The sequence below is a fragment of the Paenibacillus koleovorans NBRC 103111 genome, assembly GCF_004000845.1.
In the GTDB taxonomy this organism is placed as follows: domain Bacteria; phylum Bacillota; class Bacilli; order Paenibacillales; family NBRC-103111; genus Paenibacillus_AA; species Paenibacillus_AA koleovorans.
The window spans coordinates 1-16,979 of record NZ_BIMA01000083.1 but is presented as its reverse complement, the minus strand read 5'-3'; the positions used below and the strand labels follow the sequence as shown (position 1 = coordinate 16,979).

Genomic DNA, 16,979 nt, shown 5'->3' with positions numbered 1-16,979 from the left:
ATACAGCATAGGAATGATTGGGAAAGGATGAAACAAATTGACCAGTAATGTGCGTCTTGACTTGAATGCGGATTGGCAATTGACTTGGGAAAATGTATCCTGCGGCGTATCCGGCGCCTCGGCTGTGTCCGCCAAAATGGAAAACTGGCTCCACTGCGCGCTGCCGGTCGATGTGCATATGCCGCTGCTCGAAGCCGGCTTAATCCCGGAGCCGCTCGTCGGCGACCAGAGCTTCGCCTCGGAATGGATCGAGCGCCGTTCCTGGTGATTCCGACGCTCCTTCCGCGTCGACGCGGGCCAGCTAGCCGCACAGTCCATCCAGCTCGTCTTCGAATCGCTCGACGCCGAGGCGGATGTATGGCTGAACGGGACTCATCTCGGCCATCACCGCAGCTCCTTCTATCCGTTCATACAATCGGTACGTTCGCTGCTGCGAGAAGGCGACAATATGGTGCTCGTCCGCGTCACCTCCGGGCTCGAGCATTACACGGCCGCGGATGTCGATCAAACGGAGGAGAGCTCGTTTCGCATCAAGCTGAACGGTGACCTCGGCACACGCGGCGACGAGCGGCGCGTAATGGTACGTAAGCCGCAGTATGCTTACGGCTGGGATTGGGGGCCGCGCGTCGCAACTTGCGGCATTACGAAGAGCGCCTGGTTGGAGTTTACATATGAGGCGTCCATCACCGATGTTTTCGTCTCTACCGGGTCGATCGCAGCGGGTCATGCCGCTGCGGAGCTGAAGCTGGAGGCCGAGCTGCGCAACCCGAACCCGTTTGCCCAGCAGGAAGCCGTCGTCCGAGTCGTTGTAGCCTATGGAAAGGAAGTCATTCACGATTCCTTGGAAGAGTTTAATTTGAACTCCGGCCTCAACTATTATATCCTCCCGCTGCACCTTGCGGATCCGAAGCTGTGGTGGCCGAACGGCATGGGCGAACAGCCCCTCTACACCGCAATGGTCTCCGTGTTGGTTGAGGGGCGGCAGCTCGAGGAGCGGACGGTGAAATTCGGCATCCGCACCGTGCGGTGGAACACGGATCGCCTCCGCGCGAACGAACGCCGATTCACCCTCGAGGTCAACGGCGTCCCCGTCTTCTGCAAAGGCGGCAACTGGGTGCCGGCCGACTCCATCTATGCCCGCGTGGCGGAGGAGAAGATCGAGCGGCTCGTCAGTGAAGCCCGCGAAGCCAACTTCAACATGCTGCGTATATGGGGTGGCGGACTCTATGAGCAGGATGCCTTCTATGAGCAATGCGACGCGCAAGGCATTATGATCTGGCATGACTTCATGTTCTCCTGCGGCAAATACCGCGACGATCTGGAATGGTTCAGAGGTGAAGCGGAGCGTGAGCTCGACTACCAGACGATCCATCTGCGCAATCACCCTTCGATCGTGCTCTGGTGCGGCAACAACGAGAACCATTGGGGCTTCGGCGAATGGTGGGTGAATACTCGCCAATCGCAGTTTTACGGCGGCGCCATTGTGTACAATGAGATCGCTCCGCGGATCGTGAAGCGCAATTGCCCGGGCGTCCCATACTGGAACAGCTCCCCGTACGGTGGAGCGCATCCGAACGGCAATGAGATGGGCGACCGCCATCATTGGAAAGACTGCATGATGAATCCGGACATCAACGTCCGTGTCATCCCCGAGGAATACGACAAGGTTACATCCAAATTCGTCTCCGAATACGGCTATGTCGGACCTTGCCGCAAATCCAGCACCATCCGCTACATCGGCGACGCCCCGCTGGAGCGAACCGGCCGGAATTGGGCGCTGCACACGAACACGTTCGAGAAGGATACGGTAGCGGCCGGCATTCTCAAGCATTACGGGCAAACGGCGGAAGCCGATATCGGCAGCTACTTGCTGTATGCGGGCTTATGCCAGAGCTTGATGCTCGGTTATTCGCTTGAAGCGATGCGCTACAACGAGGAATGCGCCGGCGGCTTGTTCTGGATGTACAACGATACTTGGGGCGAGGTCGGGTGGACGATCGTGGACTACTATTTGACCCGCAAAATCTCTTATTACGGCGTCAAACGGGCATTGGCTCCGGTGAAATGGATCGTACGAGAAGGGGACAACGGACAGGCCTTTATTCGTGGGCTTAACGATACTCCTGCCGCTCTGGGCGGCATGCTAGAAGTTGGGTACGTCTCGTTCGACGGCTCGGTCAAAGATACGCGACTCATCGCCTTCGAGATGGCGCCGTTCAGCCGCGGCACGGCAGGCAGCTTCGAGCTCGGCGCTTACGACCGCCAGGGAGGCGTATACTTCGTCAGACCGACGGATTCCGATTATGGAGGGCACAACGTCACGCCATCGATTCTGCGCACCTGCGACTTCATCGAGATGAAATTGCCAGAGGAACCTGCTAACCTGTCGATCTCGGAAGTCCGGCATGAAGAGGGAGAGCTGCGGTTCCGAGTGAGTGCCGAAACATTCGCCCATGCGGTCCACTTCCAGCTGGATGACCGGCTCCGGCTGAGCGATGAATATTTCGACCTGCTGCCCGGAGAGTCGCGCGACATTCGTGTATTCGATCCGGAAGCGGTTCTGGATGGAACTTCCCTCCGACCGGCCAGTGTGAGGCTGTAAATGACAAACAGGCTGCCCCTATTTCGTCGCTTCCGACAAGGGCAGCCTTCTTGACGCAATCTCACAAAAACTCCTTCGGTTGCGAAATTGGGTCGTTTACTTGCATCGCACTTATTGTATAATGGGTAAAACCGCCTCACTACTTGCACTTCCGACATCACCCCTGTCAAAACCGACATCGCCGCTACGAGGAGGATTCGAGATGGAATCGCAACGCAAGCTGGGACTTTATACGGCTGACGAGCTGCTGCAGGAAGATTCCTTCCTGTACGTCTGTGAGGTGAAGGAGTCGATCTGGCTGCTGGAGCATGTGCACGATTTCGTCGAGATCGTCTGCGTCCTGAGCGGCGAAGGCTCACAATACATCGACGGTCGGCCGATGACGGTGCGAAAGGATGAAGTGTATTTGCTTCCTCTTGGCGTATCGCATGTGTTCCGTCCCTCTCCCGTCAAGTCCTCCACTCCTCTTGTCGTGCGCAATGTCATCGTCCGGGCGGATTGGCTGGAGCGCCTCGCTCCGCTGCTCCCGGATCCCGAAATGCGGCTGTTCGTCGATTGGCTGTTGGGCCTGGGGATCGCCGAAGACGGGGCTTCCGTAATTCGGTGGCGCAAGGTGCTCGATCGATCGACTCATATCCGGCGGTTGACCGAGCGTATGCAAGATTGGACGATTCGCCGTGAGAGCGCTTATCGGACGAAAGCGATGGCGGCGGTGCTTGAGCTGCTAGCGCTGCTGTATCAGGCGACGTATGAGGCGGATGCCGACGAAGTAGCTGGAACAGGGGACTCGAGCTTAGATGCGCTGATGGTGCATTTGACGCAATCGCCGCCAAGCGAGCTCGTGCTGACCGATGTTGCCGCCCGGTTCGGCTTGAGCGAACGGCAAATATTGCGCCATTGCCACCGCCATCTCGGCATGAGCTTCCTTCGCTTCGTGCAGAAGCACAAAATCGCGCAAAGCTGCGAGCTGCTGTTGTCTACGGATTTGCGCGTCCAGGAGGTGCTTGTCCGGTCAGGCTTCCAGAGCGCCGATCATTTCAACCGGTTGTTCAAACGGCAAACCGGCCTCACCCCAAGCGCCTATCGCAAAGCAATGGCTCGCGTATAAGCCCAAGAGCTCCCTCGCCCCCGTCTGCAGATCCAGCGCACCGCTCATTTCCTATTCCGGAGACGTCTGGTCATAGTGCTCATGAATAAGCTCCACTTTCGCCGTCCGTATCCATTGTTCCACTTTGGCATCGTATTGCGCCTGGTTCAGATTTTGAATGAGCAATCCTTTCATGTCATCAAAGGTGCGGTAAGTCGGCTCTCCCTTGGTCGTCAATTGAATCAAATACAAGCTGCCTTGATCTTCTACGACCGGACTTGTTTGACCTACCGCCAGTTGAAAAGCGGCCTGACGCAGCGCAGGTGTCGACACCGAATCGGATTTGCCCGTACGATCGTTCATTTCTTGGCTTGACACCGACAGGCTCAAAGTTTTGGCCGCCGCCTCGAAGGACGTTCCGGAAGCTACTAACGCCTTCATGGCATTCAGCTTCTGCTCCGCCTGTTGCTTATCCGCCGCACTTCCTGTGAGTAATATGCTTACTTTTTGAAATGTGACCGCGCCTTCAACCTTGAAATCAAGTATGCGGGACTCATACTCCTTCAACAACTCCGAATCCGTTCTTGTCCTCGCAGCCGCCAACGCATCCCTCAATTGAATCGCCAAGTTGCCCATCCGGTATTGATAATAGTCTTGAACGCTGTAACGCACAGGTCCGTAGATCGGCTCCTTCTTCTCGACGGCGCGCTGGCGGCGCTCATTCTCGGCGGCATATTCGCTTATGAAGGTAGTATAGCTCAGATCCTTCATCAACCCTTGCTCATGCGCAACCAACTGGATCACCTTATCCCGCACCGCACTCTTCAGCGTCCGCTCCCGGATCATATCCAGCGGCAGTTCACCATTGTGCGCCGTCGTCCAGAACCCTTGCCCGCTGCCCGCTTTGTATTTATCCTCAAAATACTGAAAGATCGCAGCTCGCTGCGGAATCATCAGCAGTTGGAACTCCCCGTAAGCGATCGGCTCCCCATTGACCGTAGCGACCGTGGCTGCATCGTTCGGACGCTGCGGGAGCTCAGCCTTCTCCTGACAGCCCGTCAGAAGCAGCAGCAACAGGACAATCAGCATGAAGAGAACGCTTACATTTCGTTTATACATAATCGACTTCCTTTCCTCATTGGATTGGAGTGTACCTTCTCGGAGCCGCGAACGGCTCCGGAAGGATATGCAGTAGCCATTAGAGCAAGCTGCAGCTTAGCTGCTCTTATTCGCGGCTATCGGGTTGTGGAGCAGGACGATCGGAATCAATCCTTTGGTCGGCCGGCCGAGCGAGCTGATCTCGAGGAACGCTTCGTAGGTCGATGGGCTGGAACCGTGCAGACCTGCAGACGCACCGCATGTAAGCGTGAAGCCGATCTCCTCTTTGCCGATGTTGCAGTGATAATTTTCCAGCGGGAACGTAAATCGCGCGGAAGGCGAAGCCTCCAGCACGTTCGGCAGGTGAAGCTTGACCGTGAGGACTTGCTGAGTGTACAGCCGGTTCTCAATTGTCAAGGTGAAGCGTTTGGATACCCCTTCCGCCATGTAAGGATCGTCCTCATAGCGCAGGTATGCGTCCAAGATGACAAAGCTATGCTTCACCACATAGGGACTGCGGGCGAGCACATGGTCCTTGAAGCTCCGATTTTCCCAGGCATTGAAGCGCTGAGCTTGATGCAGCAGGTCATCGCCTTCCTTCACCTCGATCGTATAGCCCTCGGATGCGTTTACGACATCGCACAGCTGCGTGCCGAGAAACAGCGGCGTCTGCCGCAAAATGCGGTCGGTGAGCTCGGTGACGGACTTCGGAATCTTCACTCCTTGATCGCCCAGATTGATGCAGAGCGTCTTGATCTGGTCGCCGATCGGATCCTTCCATTCCTTCGGAATGCCGGATTTGCCATAAATGATTCCAAGAATGGAGCCGACGGTCGCCGCCGTGCAGTCGGTGTCTTCGCCGCAATTGTTGGCGATGCAGATGCTTTTGCCGAAATCGCCCTCCCCGTAGAGCCAACCGATCAGCGTAATGCCGATATTGCTCGGCGCGTCGTATCCCATCGGTCCGATCGGCACGTCATCCGGCACGTTCTTCCGGTCCATGCCGAGGATGCCGAAGCTGCCCGGCACGTCGGTCAACACTTGGATACGAGCCTCCTGCCACGTTTTGCCGGAGTTGTAGGCGATTAACGCCGAACGGATCCCTTTCGCCACGCCGCAATCGTCCGGAATGTAGCTGAGCCCGATCTGAATCAGCTTCTGGACATCCGATTCCACGAAGGCCGCGCTCTGGACCGCCGCGCAGAATACTTCCGCGTAGACCCCTTCTCCGCTATGATCGACGATCGCATCTTCATAGGCGTAACGCACGGCGATGTCGGGATTTCCAGGCGCCAGACACGCCCAAATTTCCGAACGGATGTAGGCGCCGTTGCTGTCTTTGAACCTGTTGTTCACATGACCTGAGAGCGGCGGCACGAGGCCGGCGCGCATGTTGTTTTTCCCGGCGCCGTATTCGCCCCAGTTCGGCGTAATGAACGACAGCCAGTACTCGCCTAGGATCGTAGCATTCACATTTCGCCCATGGGCTTCTACGGCATTCAACCAGACAAGCTGCAGATCCAGATCATCGTTCGGCAGCGGCTCTCCTTTCGTGTCTTGGGTGTAAAACCAAACATCGAACACACCTCGTTTGCATTCAAACGGAGCGCCGAGCGTGCCGCCAATGTTTTTACCGGTCCAGCACCCTAATACTTTCTCTTTGTACTGCTGCAGAGTTAGCTTCATCCCACTCATTCTCCTCTCTGTACTTGATTTGCCTATAAGAATTGCTTAACGAATCGAAGGTTCATGTCCACCGTCGCCTGATGCGTATCCTCATGGCCGAAATCCGGATATACCGCCATTTCCTTCTCCGCCTGGATGGCATTGAATGCGGCATAAATCGTTTCCGGCGGGCAGACGGGATCCTTCAACCCGACATACGCAACATCGTAAACCATGGCGATCTCGCAAGGATGATCCACCCGCTCCGCTCTAGCCCGCAGCGGTCGCGCTGCCGATTGCCGCAAATTCGCCTGCCAGAACGTATCGAAATCGTCTGCGGCGGTTGGAGCAGGTTGATATTGCTTAAGCTTGTTCAATCGATCCGCCAGCATCTTTGCACTCCCTATCATTTGTAATACTCAAGAAGCAATATGGCGTCTCTCCTGGCGCATACCGGCAATATTACGAGCTGCCCTAGCGCCGGGCGGCTCCATCCGCTTCCCGAAACGCTTGCTCCAACAGGCTAAGGACATGCGGCACTTCGTCCGGCTTCAGATGCTCGACGATGAGCGGGATATCCGGGGTGTGCAGCTGCAGCAGCCTCGCATACTCCACATGATCCATGTGGCCGTCCCCCACTTTCGGCGATTCGAAGCCTTTCTCGGTATACAGTACGTCCTTCGCATGCGCGATCGGGGCGTGTCCGGCCAACCGCTCGAACACATCCGCCAGCACGGCTTGCGGTCGATGAAGATCAACCTCTTGCACGTAGTTGTTCGGGTCGAGGATAAACCCGATCCGCTCTTCCCCATAATGCTCCATCACTTTGACCGCCTCGGCAGGCGTGGCTACGGTATACTTGACGCAGCCCTCGATAAGCAGCTTGACGCCGTGTTCCTTGCATTTGCCGACCAACCGGTCCAGCACCTCGAGCAGCGCCTGCCAGCCCGCTTCGCTATGGTTCGCCGGATAGTCCATGTTCGGCACTTCCGGATGCAGTCCGCCGGTCTCCGTCGCAATGTACGAGGTGCCGAAATCGTTGCACACTTCGATCAACTGCTCGAAGGTGCGCAAGCCGCTCTCCCGAATTTCTATGTTGTGATGCACGAGGTTGCAGTAGCCGGCCAGCGCAGCGACCTGAAGCCCATGGCTGTCCAGCGTCCGCTTGACGGATCGCGCCCAGGATGACGTGATCGCCTCCCCTCTCGGCAGCACTTGCTCGATCCGGGGGTCGAGGTGCAAGTACCTCATGCCATGCCCGGCTACCTGTCGAGCCATTTCCTCCAACGAGGACGTACGATATACCGAATTGAAGATGCCTAACGGATTCATCCTCTTTTCTCCTCCTCTCCATTCGTTAAGGAAGCACTTCCGCTCGCTCCACGACACGTCCTTCCATGCTGGACAGCACGGCTGCATTCGTCATCGCGACGGTAATCAAGTTGTCTTGAGGCGTTACGGCCGGGGGGCGGCCTTGAGCCAAGGCGTTCATCATATCGCCCATCGGACCTTGGAACGCGTCCGGCATCCAGTTGCCCTCGATCGGCTGCTCGTGAAAGGTGTTTCTTTCGTCCGCTCTCGCGAGCCACAGCGTATTATGGTTCGCCCACAGCGACCCTTCGGTCCCGTCGATGCGCCACTCGTAATTCAGCGCCTTGGGGGCGCGCACGATATTGTTGAACTGCAGGCTCGCCATCAGCGGCTCTCGTCCGCCTTTGTCGCCGAATTCCACGTTTAGCGAGTAGACCATCGGCGAAACGGCGTTTTGTCCCGGCATATAGGCCGTCGTGCAATGCACACGGGTCCACTCCTTACGGCCGGCAGCCGGCGAAGCGGCGAAATAACGGCACAGGTCCATGTAGTGGATGCCGTTGTCCACGATGTTGAAATGCTCCATCGCGGTCATCCATGTATTAGGCTGATCCTGGAATGTCCGTTTCACATTGTGCATGCTGTACACGGCGCCGACGGCCCCCCGGTCCAGCAGCACGCGAATGGCTCGATGCGCCGGCGCCCAACGCGCTTGCTGATTCACCCCCATGACGATCCCCGACGCTTCGGCGAACGTCGCCATTCGTTTGGCCTCCTGCAGATCGAAATGCAGCGGCTTCTGGGATAGGACAGCACGGGGCTTGCGGGCGATTCGCTCCAGCACCTCCATCCGGTGCTGCGGATGAAGCGCCAGATCAATAATATGGACGTCATCGCGCTCGACGATGTCGTCCACATTTGTTGTCCAGAACGGAATATCGAATTTGTCGGCTGCTCCTCTAGCCGCTTCCTCGCGAATATCGCAGCAGGCGACTACGCGATAACCGGCTTGCTTGTACATGGGCAAATGGCGATTGACGGCGATGCCGCCACAGCCGATCAAAGCGATGCCGAACGTTTGGCTGTCCGACTCATTGACATACCTCGGATGGTAGTCGTTTGCTTTCAAGCTCCACTCCATTCTTTACACCCCTACTCTTTTTTCCCCAGCGAGTACTGCTTCGGACTAAACCCGGTCTTCGCCTTGAACAGCTTGCAGAAATGGCGGAAATCCTCATAGCCGACCAACAGCGCTACGTCGATTACCTTGTGGTTCGTTTCGCGCAGCAGCTCCTTCGCTTTCCCGATGCGCAGCTCGGTCAAGTAGTCGATGAAGGGCACTCCCAATTGCGTCTTAAACAGCTTGCTGAAATAAGGCGCACTCAAAAACGCCATGTCGGCCATCTCCTGCAGCGTGTTCTTCTCGGCGTAATGCTCGGCCAAGTGACGCACGACCCGCGCGATGTTGTCGTCGAGCCGATTCTCGGTCGAAATGCGCGATGGCAGGAACATTTTGTCCAGCTCCAGCTTGAGCCGCTTGAACAAGCTTTCGATGTCCTGCTCCTTCGTCGGTTTCAGCAAATAGCCGCTTACCCCGAGGGAAATCGCTTGGCGCGCATAGTCGAAATCGCCGTATCCGCTCAGCACGATCAGCTTCACTTTGGTGTCCTGGACACGCACCTGCTCCATCAGCTTGAGCCCGTCCATCACCGGCATCCGGATATCGGTCAGGATGACTTGGGGCGACATCTTCAGGAACTGGTCGTACGCTTCCGCGCCGTTGCGCGCCTCCGCCACAACCTCGAAGCCCCATTCATGCCAGGGCGTATGCTTCTTAATGCCTTCCCGGATTCGATCTTCGTCTTCTGCGAACAATATTTTATACAAGCTCTTGTCACCTCGCATATGATGTAAGCGCTGTATAGCCTTAGTCTAGCGTTTGCTTCGAGGAATTGAGTGGGATTCGATGCCGAAAAATGTGTATTATTTTATCCTAGCGTTGACAAAACCCGGCTCACCGCCGGGTTTGGCTTGCCGCTATTCATCAGCACGGGATCCGGAGACGGATCAGGGTGCCGTGTTCCCCTGGCGATTCCACTTCAAGCACGTACTGCGGGCCGTAATGAAGCATGATCCGATGCTGCACGTTCATCAGCCCCACATGACTGCCCATCTCGCCGGACTGCAGGCCGAGCTGGATTTCCTCCAGCCGCTCCGAAGGAATGCCGACTCCGTCGTCCTCCACTTCGAGGATGAGCATGCCGTCCGATTCGGACGCTCGCACTTCAATGTGAATGCGATTGCCGTCGCCGGACTGATAGCCGTGGTGAATCGTGTTCTCGATCAGCGGCTGCAACAGTAGCTTGATGATCGGGTACGACAGCAGTCGATCCGAGATCGACCACGTCACGTCGATGCAATCGCCCAAACGCATATTTTGGATTTCGATGTACAGCTGCGTATACTCTTTTTCCTCGGCTAGCGAAACGACCGTCTTGCGGCGGCTAATCCCTTTGCGGAAAAAATCGCCGAGCTTCTCAATCATCCGCGCAGCCAGCTTCCGTTCGTCGTCCATGACCATCCACTTGACCGATTCCAGCGTGTTGTACAGAAAATGCGGATTGATCTGCATCTGAAGCGAGCGAATTTCCGCATCCTTGCGTTCCAGGTCCATCTCCGATTCCCGCAGCTTCGACTCGTAGACGTTTCGGTTCAGCCGCTCGATCTGGGCGATCAGCCGGTTGAACGACAAGCTGAGCTGCTCCACCTCGCTGAATTGCACCCCGCGAGCCAGCATGAATCTGGAGTCGTCTCGCTTCCAGTTTTTGGAGTTGCGGATCAACGTTTCGATCGACCGGGAGAAGAAGAAGGAGATCATGTAGGACGTGATCAGGATGACGATTGTGGAGACGAACAGGATGATCAGTACGAGATTCATCATCCGGATGTTGTCCGCAAGCAGTAGGCTGATCGGGAAGTTCGCGATGATGCTCCAGCCGCTGACCGCGAGCGGCTCCTTCAACTCCAGATTGCCTTCCTTGCTCAGCGGCAGCATGAACTCGTTCAGCGCCGGCTTCGCCTCCGGCTGCCTTACGTAGCTCTCGCCTACCCGATTCGTCACAGTCGAGGAGAAAATGACATCGTCCCCATCCACCAGATCGACGGCTCCTCCTGTGTAGTGAAGCTCGCGGAACAACGTTTCGATGTTGCGTTCCTCGTAGACGAGCGCCAAATAACCGGCCGGCAGCATGCTCGTCAGCACATGCATGCGGAAGTAGAAGATGACGCTGTTGCGGCCGTACCGGTTGACGCGTAATCCCGCCCATTGCCGCTTGTCCGTCTCCAAGTCCTGCAGGGCCGCCAAGTCTTTCGCATCAAGCTTCATTTCCGCATCGGAGCTCGAAATCAACTGACGTCCGGACGTATCGTAGATATAGATTTCCGCCGATTGGGTCAGAATGGACGCGGTTTCGTTCAACATTTTGCGAAGCAGCGCCTCTTGCCCGTCATCCTCAGGCTCCGCGCCGCTAGCCAGCAAATCCTGCATTGTCGAGTGGGTCGCCAAGTTCAACGTCAGCCGCTGGTTCATATCGAGGAAATAGTTGATATTGTCTCGGTTCTGCTTCATGCTGACGTCGAGCATAGACTGATTCGTCTGATAAATAATTCGCGAGACCGAGTAAATATGAACGATCGTACTGGCGATCAAGGGCAGCATCAAAATCACAATATAATAGAACAAGACGACGTCACGGAAGCCGAACCGCATCCTTTGCTTAACCGGAGGAGCCGGAACGCCCTGCTGCTGCGACTTGGCCAGACTGACCAAGGGCCTGGCCACTCTTCTGGAAATCAACGTGGAGAATAGAAACGCGAGTACGACGCTGCCCAGAAAGGAGATAACGGTCACCTGAATAAAGCTGGTTGTTGGCCGTACGAGCTGGTTCGGCTCGAACAGCACGCCGATCCGCCAATGGAGCTTGGGCAAGCTGAGCGACAGCATCTCGTAGGATTGGCCGGCCATCGTGATCTGGGTGCGGAGACTTGGCCCCTCCTTTGTTTCCGGGATGGGCAGCTTCGCCGTTTCCGGCTGCGTCGCCCATAGCACTTGACCGTTCCCATCCTGCACGACCGATTGTTTGCCCGACTCGAACCAAGCCGCGATCCAGTCCGCCTTCATGCGGATGCCGATGATGCCGGAGCGTTTGTCAGGCAGCAAGATCGTCGTATAGAACACGACATTGTAGCTCTGCGGCTTCGTCGTAAGATTCTGCTCGCTGCGGATCAGAACTTTGTTCTCGGAGGCGGTCAATATTTCTCTCAGTCTCTCTAGGGAAAGCTCCGGCCATGCATTGTCGAACGGCTTGTAAGCCCCATCCTTGTCCGGCAAATACACAAGAAACTGCTCGATCATTGTATAGAAAGTCGCCAAGCGAGAGAAATGGGTATTCAGGAGCGGCCGCGTTTGCGCTTGCACATACAAGTCCCCGCGAGATGCCAAATAGGTTCCTAACAACTGCTGCAAGGTACCCGATTCGCCCACGTAACGCGTAAACCGTTCCATCTCCCCGATCATCAGCTCCGACTTGCCTTCCAGCTGCTTCACGTATCGGCTGTCGATCTCGCGAACCTGCTCCTCGATCTGCAGGTTGCCGGACCAATAAAACAATAGCCCGGATACGAACAGAAACAGCACGCTGAGCAGCATTCCGGAAAGAATGAGCAGCCGGCTCAAACTCCATTTCGATTTCATCTGCTAAAGCCCCCAATGAAAGAAAACGCTTACGTCCAGTATAGGGGATATTTCGATTTGTACAATTGCTTATTTTATCGGATCAGGTGGTTTGTTTTACCATAGTTCTCAAATCGATTCGAGCGCCGGCTTCGGAGGATTGAATAAACCCATACAGCATCGCCAAGCTATTTCCGCCACAAGTTCAAGGAAGTGATGGCACATCGTACAACGTAACGCGCATCGCCATGGAAGCCGGGTTCACCTCGGTGCACCAGTTCAATACATTATTTGCAGCAAAGTATGGCGACACCCCGAGAGCATGGCGGAAGCTTCACGCCCAGCAATAAATATCTTCCGGAGCTAGAATCCCGCTCCGGAAGCTCGCCCTTACCATTCGCCTTTCTCGCCGAACTTCTCCTGTGCTGCGCGTCCGAATGCTTTGCCGGTTTCGTCGATCTCATACAAAATTTGCTCGAACTTCTTGCCGCCAGCGCTTCTGGAAGCGGGGATGATCGTGTTGCATTCGTTGTTGTCCAGGAATACGGAAGCTTCGAGCAGCCTCGCTTCGTCCTCCTGCGGGACGACCATGAAGCCGTGCTTGTCGGCATGGATCAATTGCCCCGGTCTCACGGGACAGCCGAACACCTCAACCTCGCAACCCCAGCGGACCGGCGAAATAAACGCATGCCCCACAGCCAGTCGCCGCGCAATCGCCTTGAAGCCGGCATTCGTCATCTCATCGACGTCGCGGATCGCGCCGTCCGCAATCGTGCCGACGCAGCCGAGCGCGCGATGAAAATTGCTCATCACCTCGCCCCACAGAGCCGCCACGACATTCGGCTTGTCGAGGTCTTGGCAGACGACGATCTTCGGACCCGGCACGCTCGCTACATAGCGGCGGTACTCGCTCCAGGCGTCCGGATTCGCCTTCGGGTGCGCGGGATTGCTCGGCTCGAAGACGACCGTAATCGCATAACCGACCATCGGCCCCATCTGCGGCATGAAGTCGCGCGTCTCCTCTTTGTTGAACTGCGTTCTCCGGTCATGGCGCGTAATCGCTTCCCAGCCGTTATAGATTGTAGGGGTATTCCATCGTTTCAGCTTCAACAGCTCGCTATAGGGCAGCTTCGGTTGATCCATTCGTTATCGTCGGCTCCTCTCGCTCTCACCTTAGATGGTTGGAGCTGGAATACCCCCATTGTAGTTCGAACGCCATCGACGGGCATGTCACTATTCTTGAAATTTCTCTCATAATTCCGCGGCCATGCTATAATGAGAGCAAGATTCGAGTTGAGACGGAGGCGTACCCATGTATCCGCGTTATCTGAATGAGCTCTCCACCGGCAGCTTAACCATCCCGCTTCTGGTCGTAGGTACCCGTGCTTCACATGTGACGCCACACCGGCACGATTTTCTGGAGCTGCAGGTCATTCTGGATGGACATGGGACCGAATATGTGAACGGCAAGCCGCATCGACTCGAGCCCGGCAGCGTTACCTTCCTGCTTCCCTACCAAATACACGAGCTGCATGCCGAACCCGGGCAGTCGCTGCATATTTGCAATTGCAATTTCGACATGAGCCTGCTGTTCGACGGCAACGGCCCGCTATCCGGATTAAGCGGTTTGCTTGCAGAGACCGATGTGCTGCCCTCGCACTTGAGGCTTCACGGCGAAGAGAAACAACAAATGGACAGCCTGGTCCACAGCTTGCTCCGCGAATATGCGGGCGAAGCCAAGTGGAAGGCTGTCCAGTTGAAAGCATTGCTGTTCCAGGCTCTAGTGTTGTTCGATCGGGTGCGGAGCGAATCCGCTGCTGCCGCCGTTCGACCTGTTGCCGGTGCAGCAGCAGCGGAACAAGTGCAATCGCAGAACAATCTATGGCCCGTCGTACACTATATGCATGAGCACTATCGGGACGATCTCGGCTTGCAGCAGCTGGCCAACCATTTTCACATGAACGCCAAACATCTCAGCGCGCTTATGATCAAACGGCTCGGCCAAAACTTCGTGTCGTTCTTGCACGAGCTCCGCATTCGACATGCCTGCAGCCTGCTGCGTTCGACCGATCTGCCGATTACAAGCATCGCGCTCGAGACCGGCTTCGGGTCGTTCCAGACGTTCTCCCGGTGCTTCGCCAAGCTGAAGGGCATGACCCCTAGTCAGTATCGGAGAGCTCAGACTTTGGCTACGTCGTCGCAAGCACCAGGCCATTCCAGCCAACAATGATAGTCAGCTTCCTCCGGAAACCACTTGCTTAACCAGCCGCTTCGGCGCCGCCAGCAAGTAACCTTCCTTCAACACAATCGCCATTTCCTCCCAATCCTCCGGATCGTGAATGGACACCCACCCTCGATGGCCAATATAGGCGGCTTTTACGAAACGTCCTTGCTGGATGAGAATTTCCTGATTCTCCAGATCCGATTTGAACGTGATGCCATAGTCGCTCATGATGATAAACGATTTGTTGTTCACCTGCATCTTCTACTTCTACAACGGCAGGTCCCTGCGTCGGAACAAGATCACGGCCAATGCGAACGATACTCCCCCAATCAGAGCTAGAAGAAGACTAGTCGCCACCATATCCGCGTCGCCATTGATAATTTCACCTGGCCGGTATAAAGAGAATAGCGATACATGGCGCATCCAGCCGATCTTCTCGCTCAGCTTGCCCAGCAGATCAAGGCTGAAAAAGCCGAACGTGATCATACCGGAGATGCTCATCGCTTTTTTCTCGTCATTGGACAGCGACGATACGAGGAACGTGATCCCCCCGACTGCGAAGAACAGCAGGAATGCCGCCACATTCATCAGCAAAAACCGCGAAGGGTGGAACGCGAACTCCCCGCCTAGAAACCACGCTTTGCCCGCGAACCCGGCGATCGTCGTAATCGTCATGATCAGCAGCAGTCCGCTGATCAGCACACTGGCTTGGGTGAAGGCAACTTTGCGCCGTGTTGTCGGAGCCGAAAGTAAATACGCCATAGAGCCTTGGTCGACGAGCTTCGCCATTAGCTGTGTGGATAGCTGTACGCATACAATCGATAAAATCAACACAAGAATTAGCCCGTAATACTCGCCGGAGATAAACGCTTCCGCCGTTCCGAATCCATTCAGGCCAAACGCGCGTCCCACCCCTTCCGGCATCGATTGAACGATTTCGTCAATCGCACTTGCATTATCGGCAATCGCCGGATACAGCCAGAAAATAAGCAAAATGTAGAACGCCGATCCAATCCCATAGTTCAGGAACCCCTTCAAGTTGACCTTCATCATTTGCTTGTACAAGGTCATGTTCATTGGATCGTCCCCTTCCGGTCGTAGTAGTTCATGAAAATATCCTCGAGGTTCTGCGTGAACAGATCGATGTTGCGTACCTTGTAACGCGACGTCGCTTGCACGAACTCATCGTAATTGCCTTGTACGGCTACCCGCACTCGAGCCCCTTCCCGCGATTCGACCGCCACTCCACTGTCCGTGAACGATCTCGCATCGGCTTCCGTATCGAACGTCACCTCGAACAGCTTTCGCTGCATCGATTGCAATTCGTGTATGTCTTTTACAGCGATGAGCACTCCGTCTTTGATAATGGCCGCACGGTCGCAAGTCCGCTCGATCTCCGCAAAGCTGTGCGACGACATCAGAAACGTGGTCCCGCGCGCTTTCTCCTCCAGCACCAGCTCGATGAACAGCTTTTGCATCAGAGGATCGAGCCCGGAGGTCGGTTCGTCCAGCAGGATAACGGCAGGATCGTGCATGAACGCGGCGACGATGCCTACTTTTTGCTTCATCCCTTTTGACATTTTGCGGATAGGGGTATTCACGTCGAATTGCAGCCGCTCGATCAGCCGATCGCGTTTGCTTCGATCTTTGACGCCCTGCATCTCTAACATGAAATCCAGAAACATTTTGCCCGTCATCCCATCTATAAAAGCAATCTCCCCCGGCAAATAACCGACCAGCGCCTGAACCTTCCCCTGCTCCCTCCACGTATCCATACCGTTCACGAGCACCGATCCTTTGTCCGGCTTCATGAAGCCCATGATGTGTCGGATTGTCGTCGATTTGCCCGCCCCATTGGGTCCTAGAAATCCGAATACTTCTCCCTTCTTGACCGTAAACGACACATCGAAAACGCCTCTCCCGCTCGAAAATGTTTTCGTCAAATGATCCACTGTAAGCAACGCCGGCACCTCCCAATCAAGAAATTATGAAATATTCTATACCGGATATTTCATATGTCATACTATACCTGCCGGAACGTTTCGTCAATGATTTTATGAATTATACAGAACACGATATTACAAAATATACGATGGCAGGCACCGGACCATGCTTAGATACGAGAAACGAGCGCAAACGATCAAAAGCAAAATCATGAATGCTGCATTCCGTCCCAAAACTATAACGTTTTTAAGAAGAACCGTCCTGGCGGATGGTCCTCTGGCGAAGGTATTCAGTTGGAGCGTGGGAGGGCAGGCAA

15 protein-coding genes and 1 pseudogene are annotated in these 16,979 nt (G+C 55.6%); 5 read left to right on the top strand and 11 right to left on the bottom strand.

Annotated elements, in window-relative coordinates; genetic code table 11:
* Nucleotides 1–136: 136 nt before the first annotated feature.
* From PKO02S_RS33955 to PKO02S_RS22825, 3 genes and pseudogenes are all read left to right on the top strand, one after another.
* A pseudogene (locus PKO02S_RS33955) lies at nt 137–589 on the top strand (glycosyl hydrolase 2 galactose-binding domain-containing protein); the annotation flags it as partial.
* The gene (locus tag PKO02S_RS22830) at nt 578–2,602 is read left to right on the top strand and encodes a glycoside hydrolase family 2 protein (RefSeq protein WP_373865233.1); all 2,025 of its coding nucleotides are present in this window, start codon (nt 578–580) and stop codon (nt 2,600–2,602) included. The pseudogene PKO02S_RS33955 and the gene PKO02S_RS22830, both read left to right, overlap by 12 nt.
* Nucleotides 2,603–2,804: 202 nt before the next feature.
* A complete protein-coding gene (locus tag PKO02S_RS22825) occupies nt 2,805–3,710 on the top strand; it encodes a helix-turn-helix transcriptional regulator (protein ID WP_164821614.1) in 906 nt (301 codons plus the stop codon).
* A 51-nt stretch (nt 3,711–3,761) separates the two neighbouring features.
* On the opposite strand, the gene PKO02S_RS22820 is transcribed toward PKO02S_RS22825, so the two are convergent.
* The 7 genes from PKO02S_RS22820 to PKO02S_RS22790 form a co-directional block, all read right to left on the bottom strand.
* Nucleotides 3,762–4,808, bottom strand: a complete 1,047-nt coding sequence (locus PKO02S_RS22820) for a peptidylprolyl isomerase (protein WP_127586518.1) — start codon at nt 4,806–4,808, stop codon at nt 3,762–3,764.
* Between the two features lie 96 nt (nt 4,809–4,904).
* Entirely contained in the window at nt 4,905–6,473 is a 1,569-nt protein-coding gene (locus PKO02S_RS22815; protein ID WP_127586516.1) for an ADP-ribosylglycohydrolase family protein, read from the bottom strand.
* 32 nt (nt 6,474–6,505) lie between these two features.
* The gene (locus PKO02S_RS22810; protein ID WP_246067215.1) at nt 6,506–6,844 is read right to left on the bottom strand and encodes an acetylxylan esterase; all 339 of its coding nucleotides are present in this window, start codon (nt 6,842–6,844) and stop codon (nt 6,506–6,508) included.
* A gap of 82 nt (nt 6,845–6,926) precedes the next feature.
* Nucleotides 6,927–7,784 (bottom strand): sugar phosphate isomerase/epimerase family protein, encoded by an 858-nt coding sequence (locus PKO02S_RS22805; RefSeq protein ID WP_164821613.1) that lies wholly within the window; start codon nt 7,782–7,784, stop codon nt 6,927–6,929.
* A 25-nt stretch (nt 7,785–7,809) separates the two neighbouring features.
* Entirely contained in the window at nt 7,810–8,904 is a 1,095-nt protein-coding gene (locus PKO02S_RS22800) for a Gfo/Idh/MocA family protein (RefSeq protein WP_127586510.1), read from the bottom strand.
* Between the two features lie 11 nt (nt 8,905–8,915).
* On the bottom strand, nt 8,916–9,650 hold the full coding sequence (locus tag PKO02S_RS22795) for a response regulator (RefSeq protein WP_164821612.1): 735 nt from the start codon (nt 9,648–9,650) through the stop codon (nt 8,916–8,918).
* Between the two features lie 157 nt (nt 9,651–9,807).
* Entirely contained in the window at nt 9,808–12,516 is a 2,709-nt protein-coding gene (locus tag PKO02S_RS22790; protein WP_127586506.1) for a cache domain-containing sensor histidine kinase, read from the bottom strand.
* 143 nt (nt 12,517–12,659) lie between these two features.
* Here PKO02S_RS22790 and PKO02S_RS33950 point away from each other — a divergent pair, with 143 nt between their 5' ends.
* Entirely contained in the window at nt 12,660–12,845 is a 186-nt protein-coding gene (locus tag PKO02S_RS33950) for an AraC family transcriptional regulator (RefSeq protein WP_373865232.1), read from the top strand.
* A gap of 40 nt (nt 12,846–12,885) precedes the next feature.
* Here the strand turns inward: PKO02S_RS33950 and PKO02S_RS22780 are convergent, their stop codons facing one another.
* On the bottom strand, nt 12,886–13,638 hold the full coding sequence (locus PKO02S_RS22780; protein ID WP_127586502.1) for an RraA family protein: 753 nt from the start codon (nt 13,636–13,638) through the stop codon (nt 12,886–12,888).
* A 169-nt stretch (nt 13,639–13,807) separates the two neighbouring features.
* Here PKO02S_RS22780 and PKO02S_RS22775 point away from each other — a divergent pair, with 169 nt between their 5' ends.
* A complete protein-coding gene (locus PKO02S_RS22775; RefSeq protein ID WP_127586500.1) occupies nt 13,808–14,725 on the top strand; it encodes an AraC family transcriptional regulator in 918 nt (305 codons plus the stop codon).
* 3 nt (nt 14,726–14,728) lie between these two features.
* Here PKO02S_RS22775 and PKO02S_RS22770 read toward each other — a convergent pair whose 3' ends face one another.
* Genes PKO02S_RS22770 through PKO02S_RS22760 form a run of 3 tightly spaced genes read right to left on the bottom strand, consistent with a single transcriptional unit; the run spans nt 14,729 to nt 16,680 of the window.
* Nucleotides 14,729–14,971 (bottom strand): MmcQ/YjbR family DNA-binding protein, encoded by a 243-nt coding sequence (locus PKO02S_RS22770; RefSeq protein WP_246067212.1) that lies wholly within the window; start codon nt 14,969–14,971, stop codon nt 14,729–14,731.
* A gap of 15 nt (nt 14,972–14,986) precedes the next feature.
* Nucleotides 14,987–15,796: an ABC transporter permease subunit gene (locus tag PKO02S_RS22765; RefSeq protein ID WP_127586496.1), complete on the bottom strand. Its 810-nt coding sequence runs from the start codon at nt 15,794–15,796 to the stop codon at nt 14,987–14,989.
* Nucleotides 15,793–16,680, bottom strand: a complete 888-nt coding sequence (locus tag PKO02S_RS22760; RefSeq protein WP_127586494.1) for an ABC transporter ATP-binding protein — start codon at nt 16,678–16,680, stop codon at nt 15,793–15,795. Before PKO02S_RS22760 ends, PKO02S_RS22765 begins: the two co-directional genes overlap by 4 nt.
* Between the last annotated feature and the right edge of the window lie 299 nt (nt 16,681–16,979).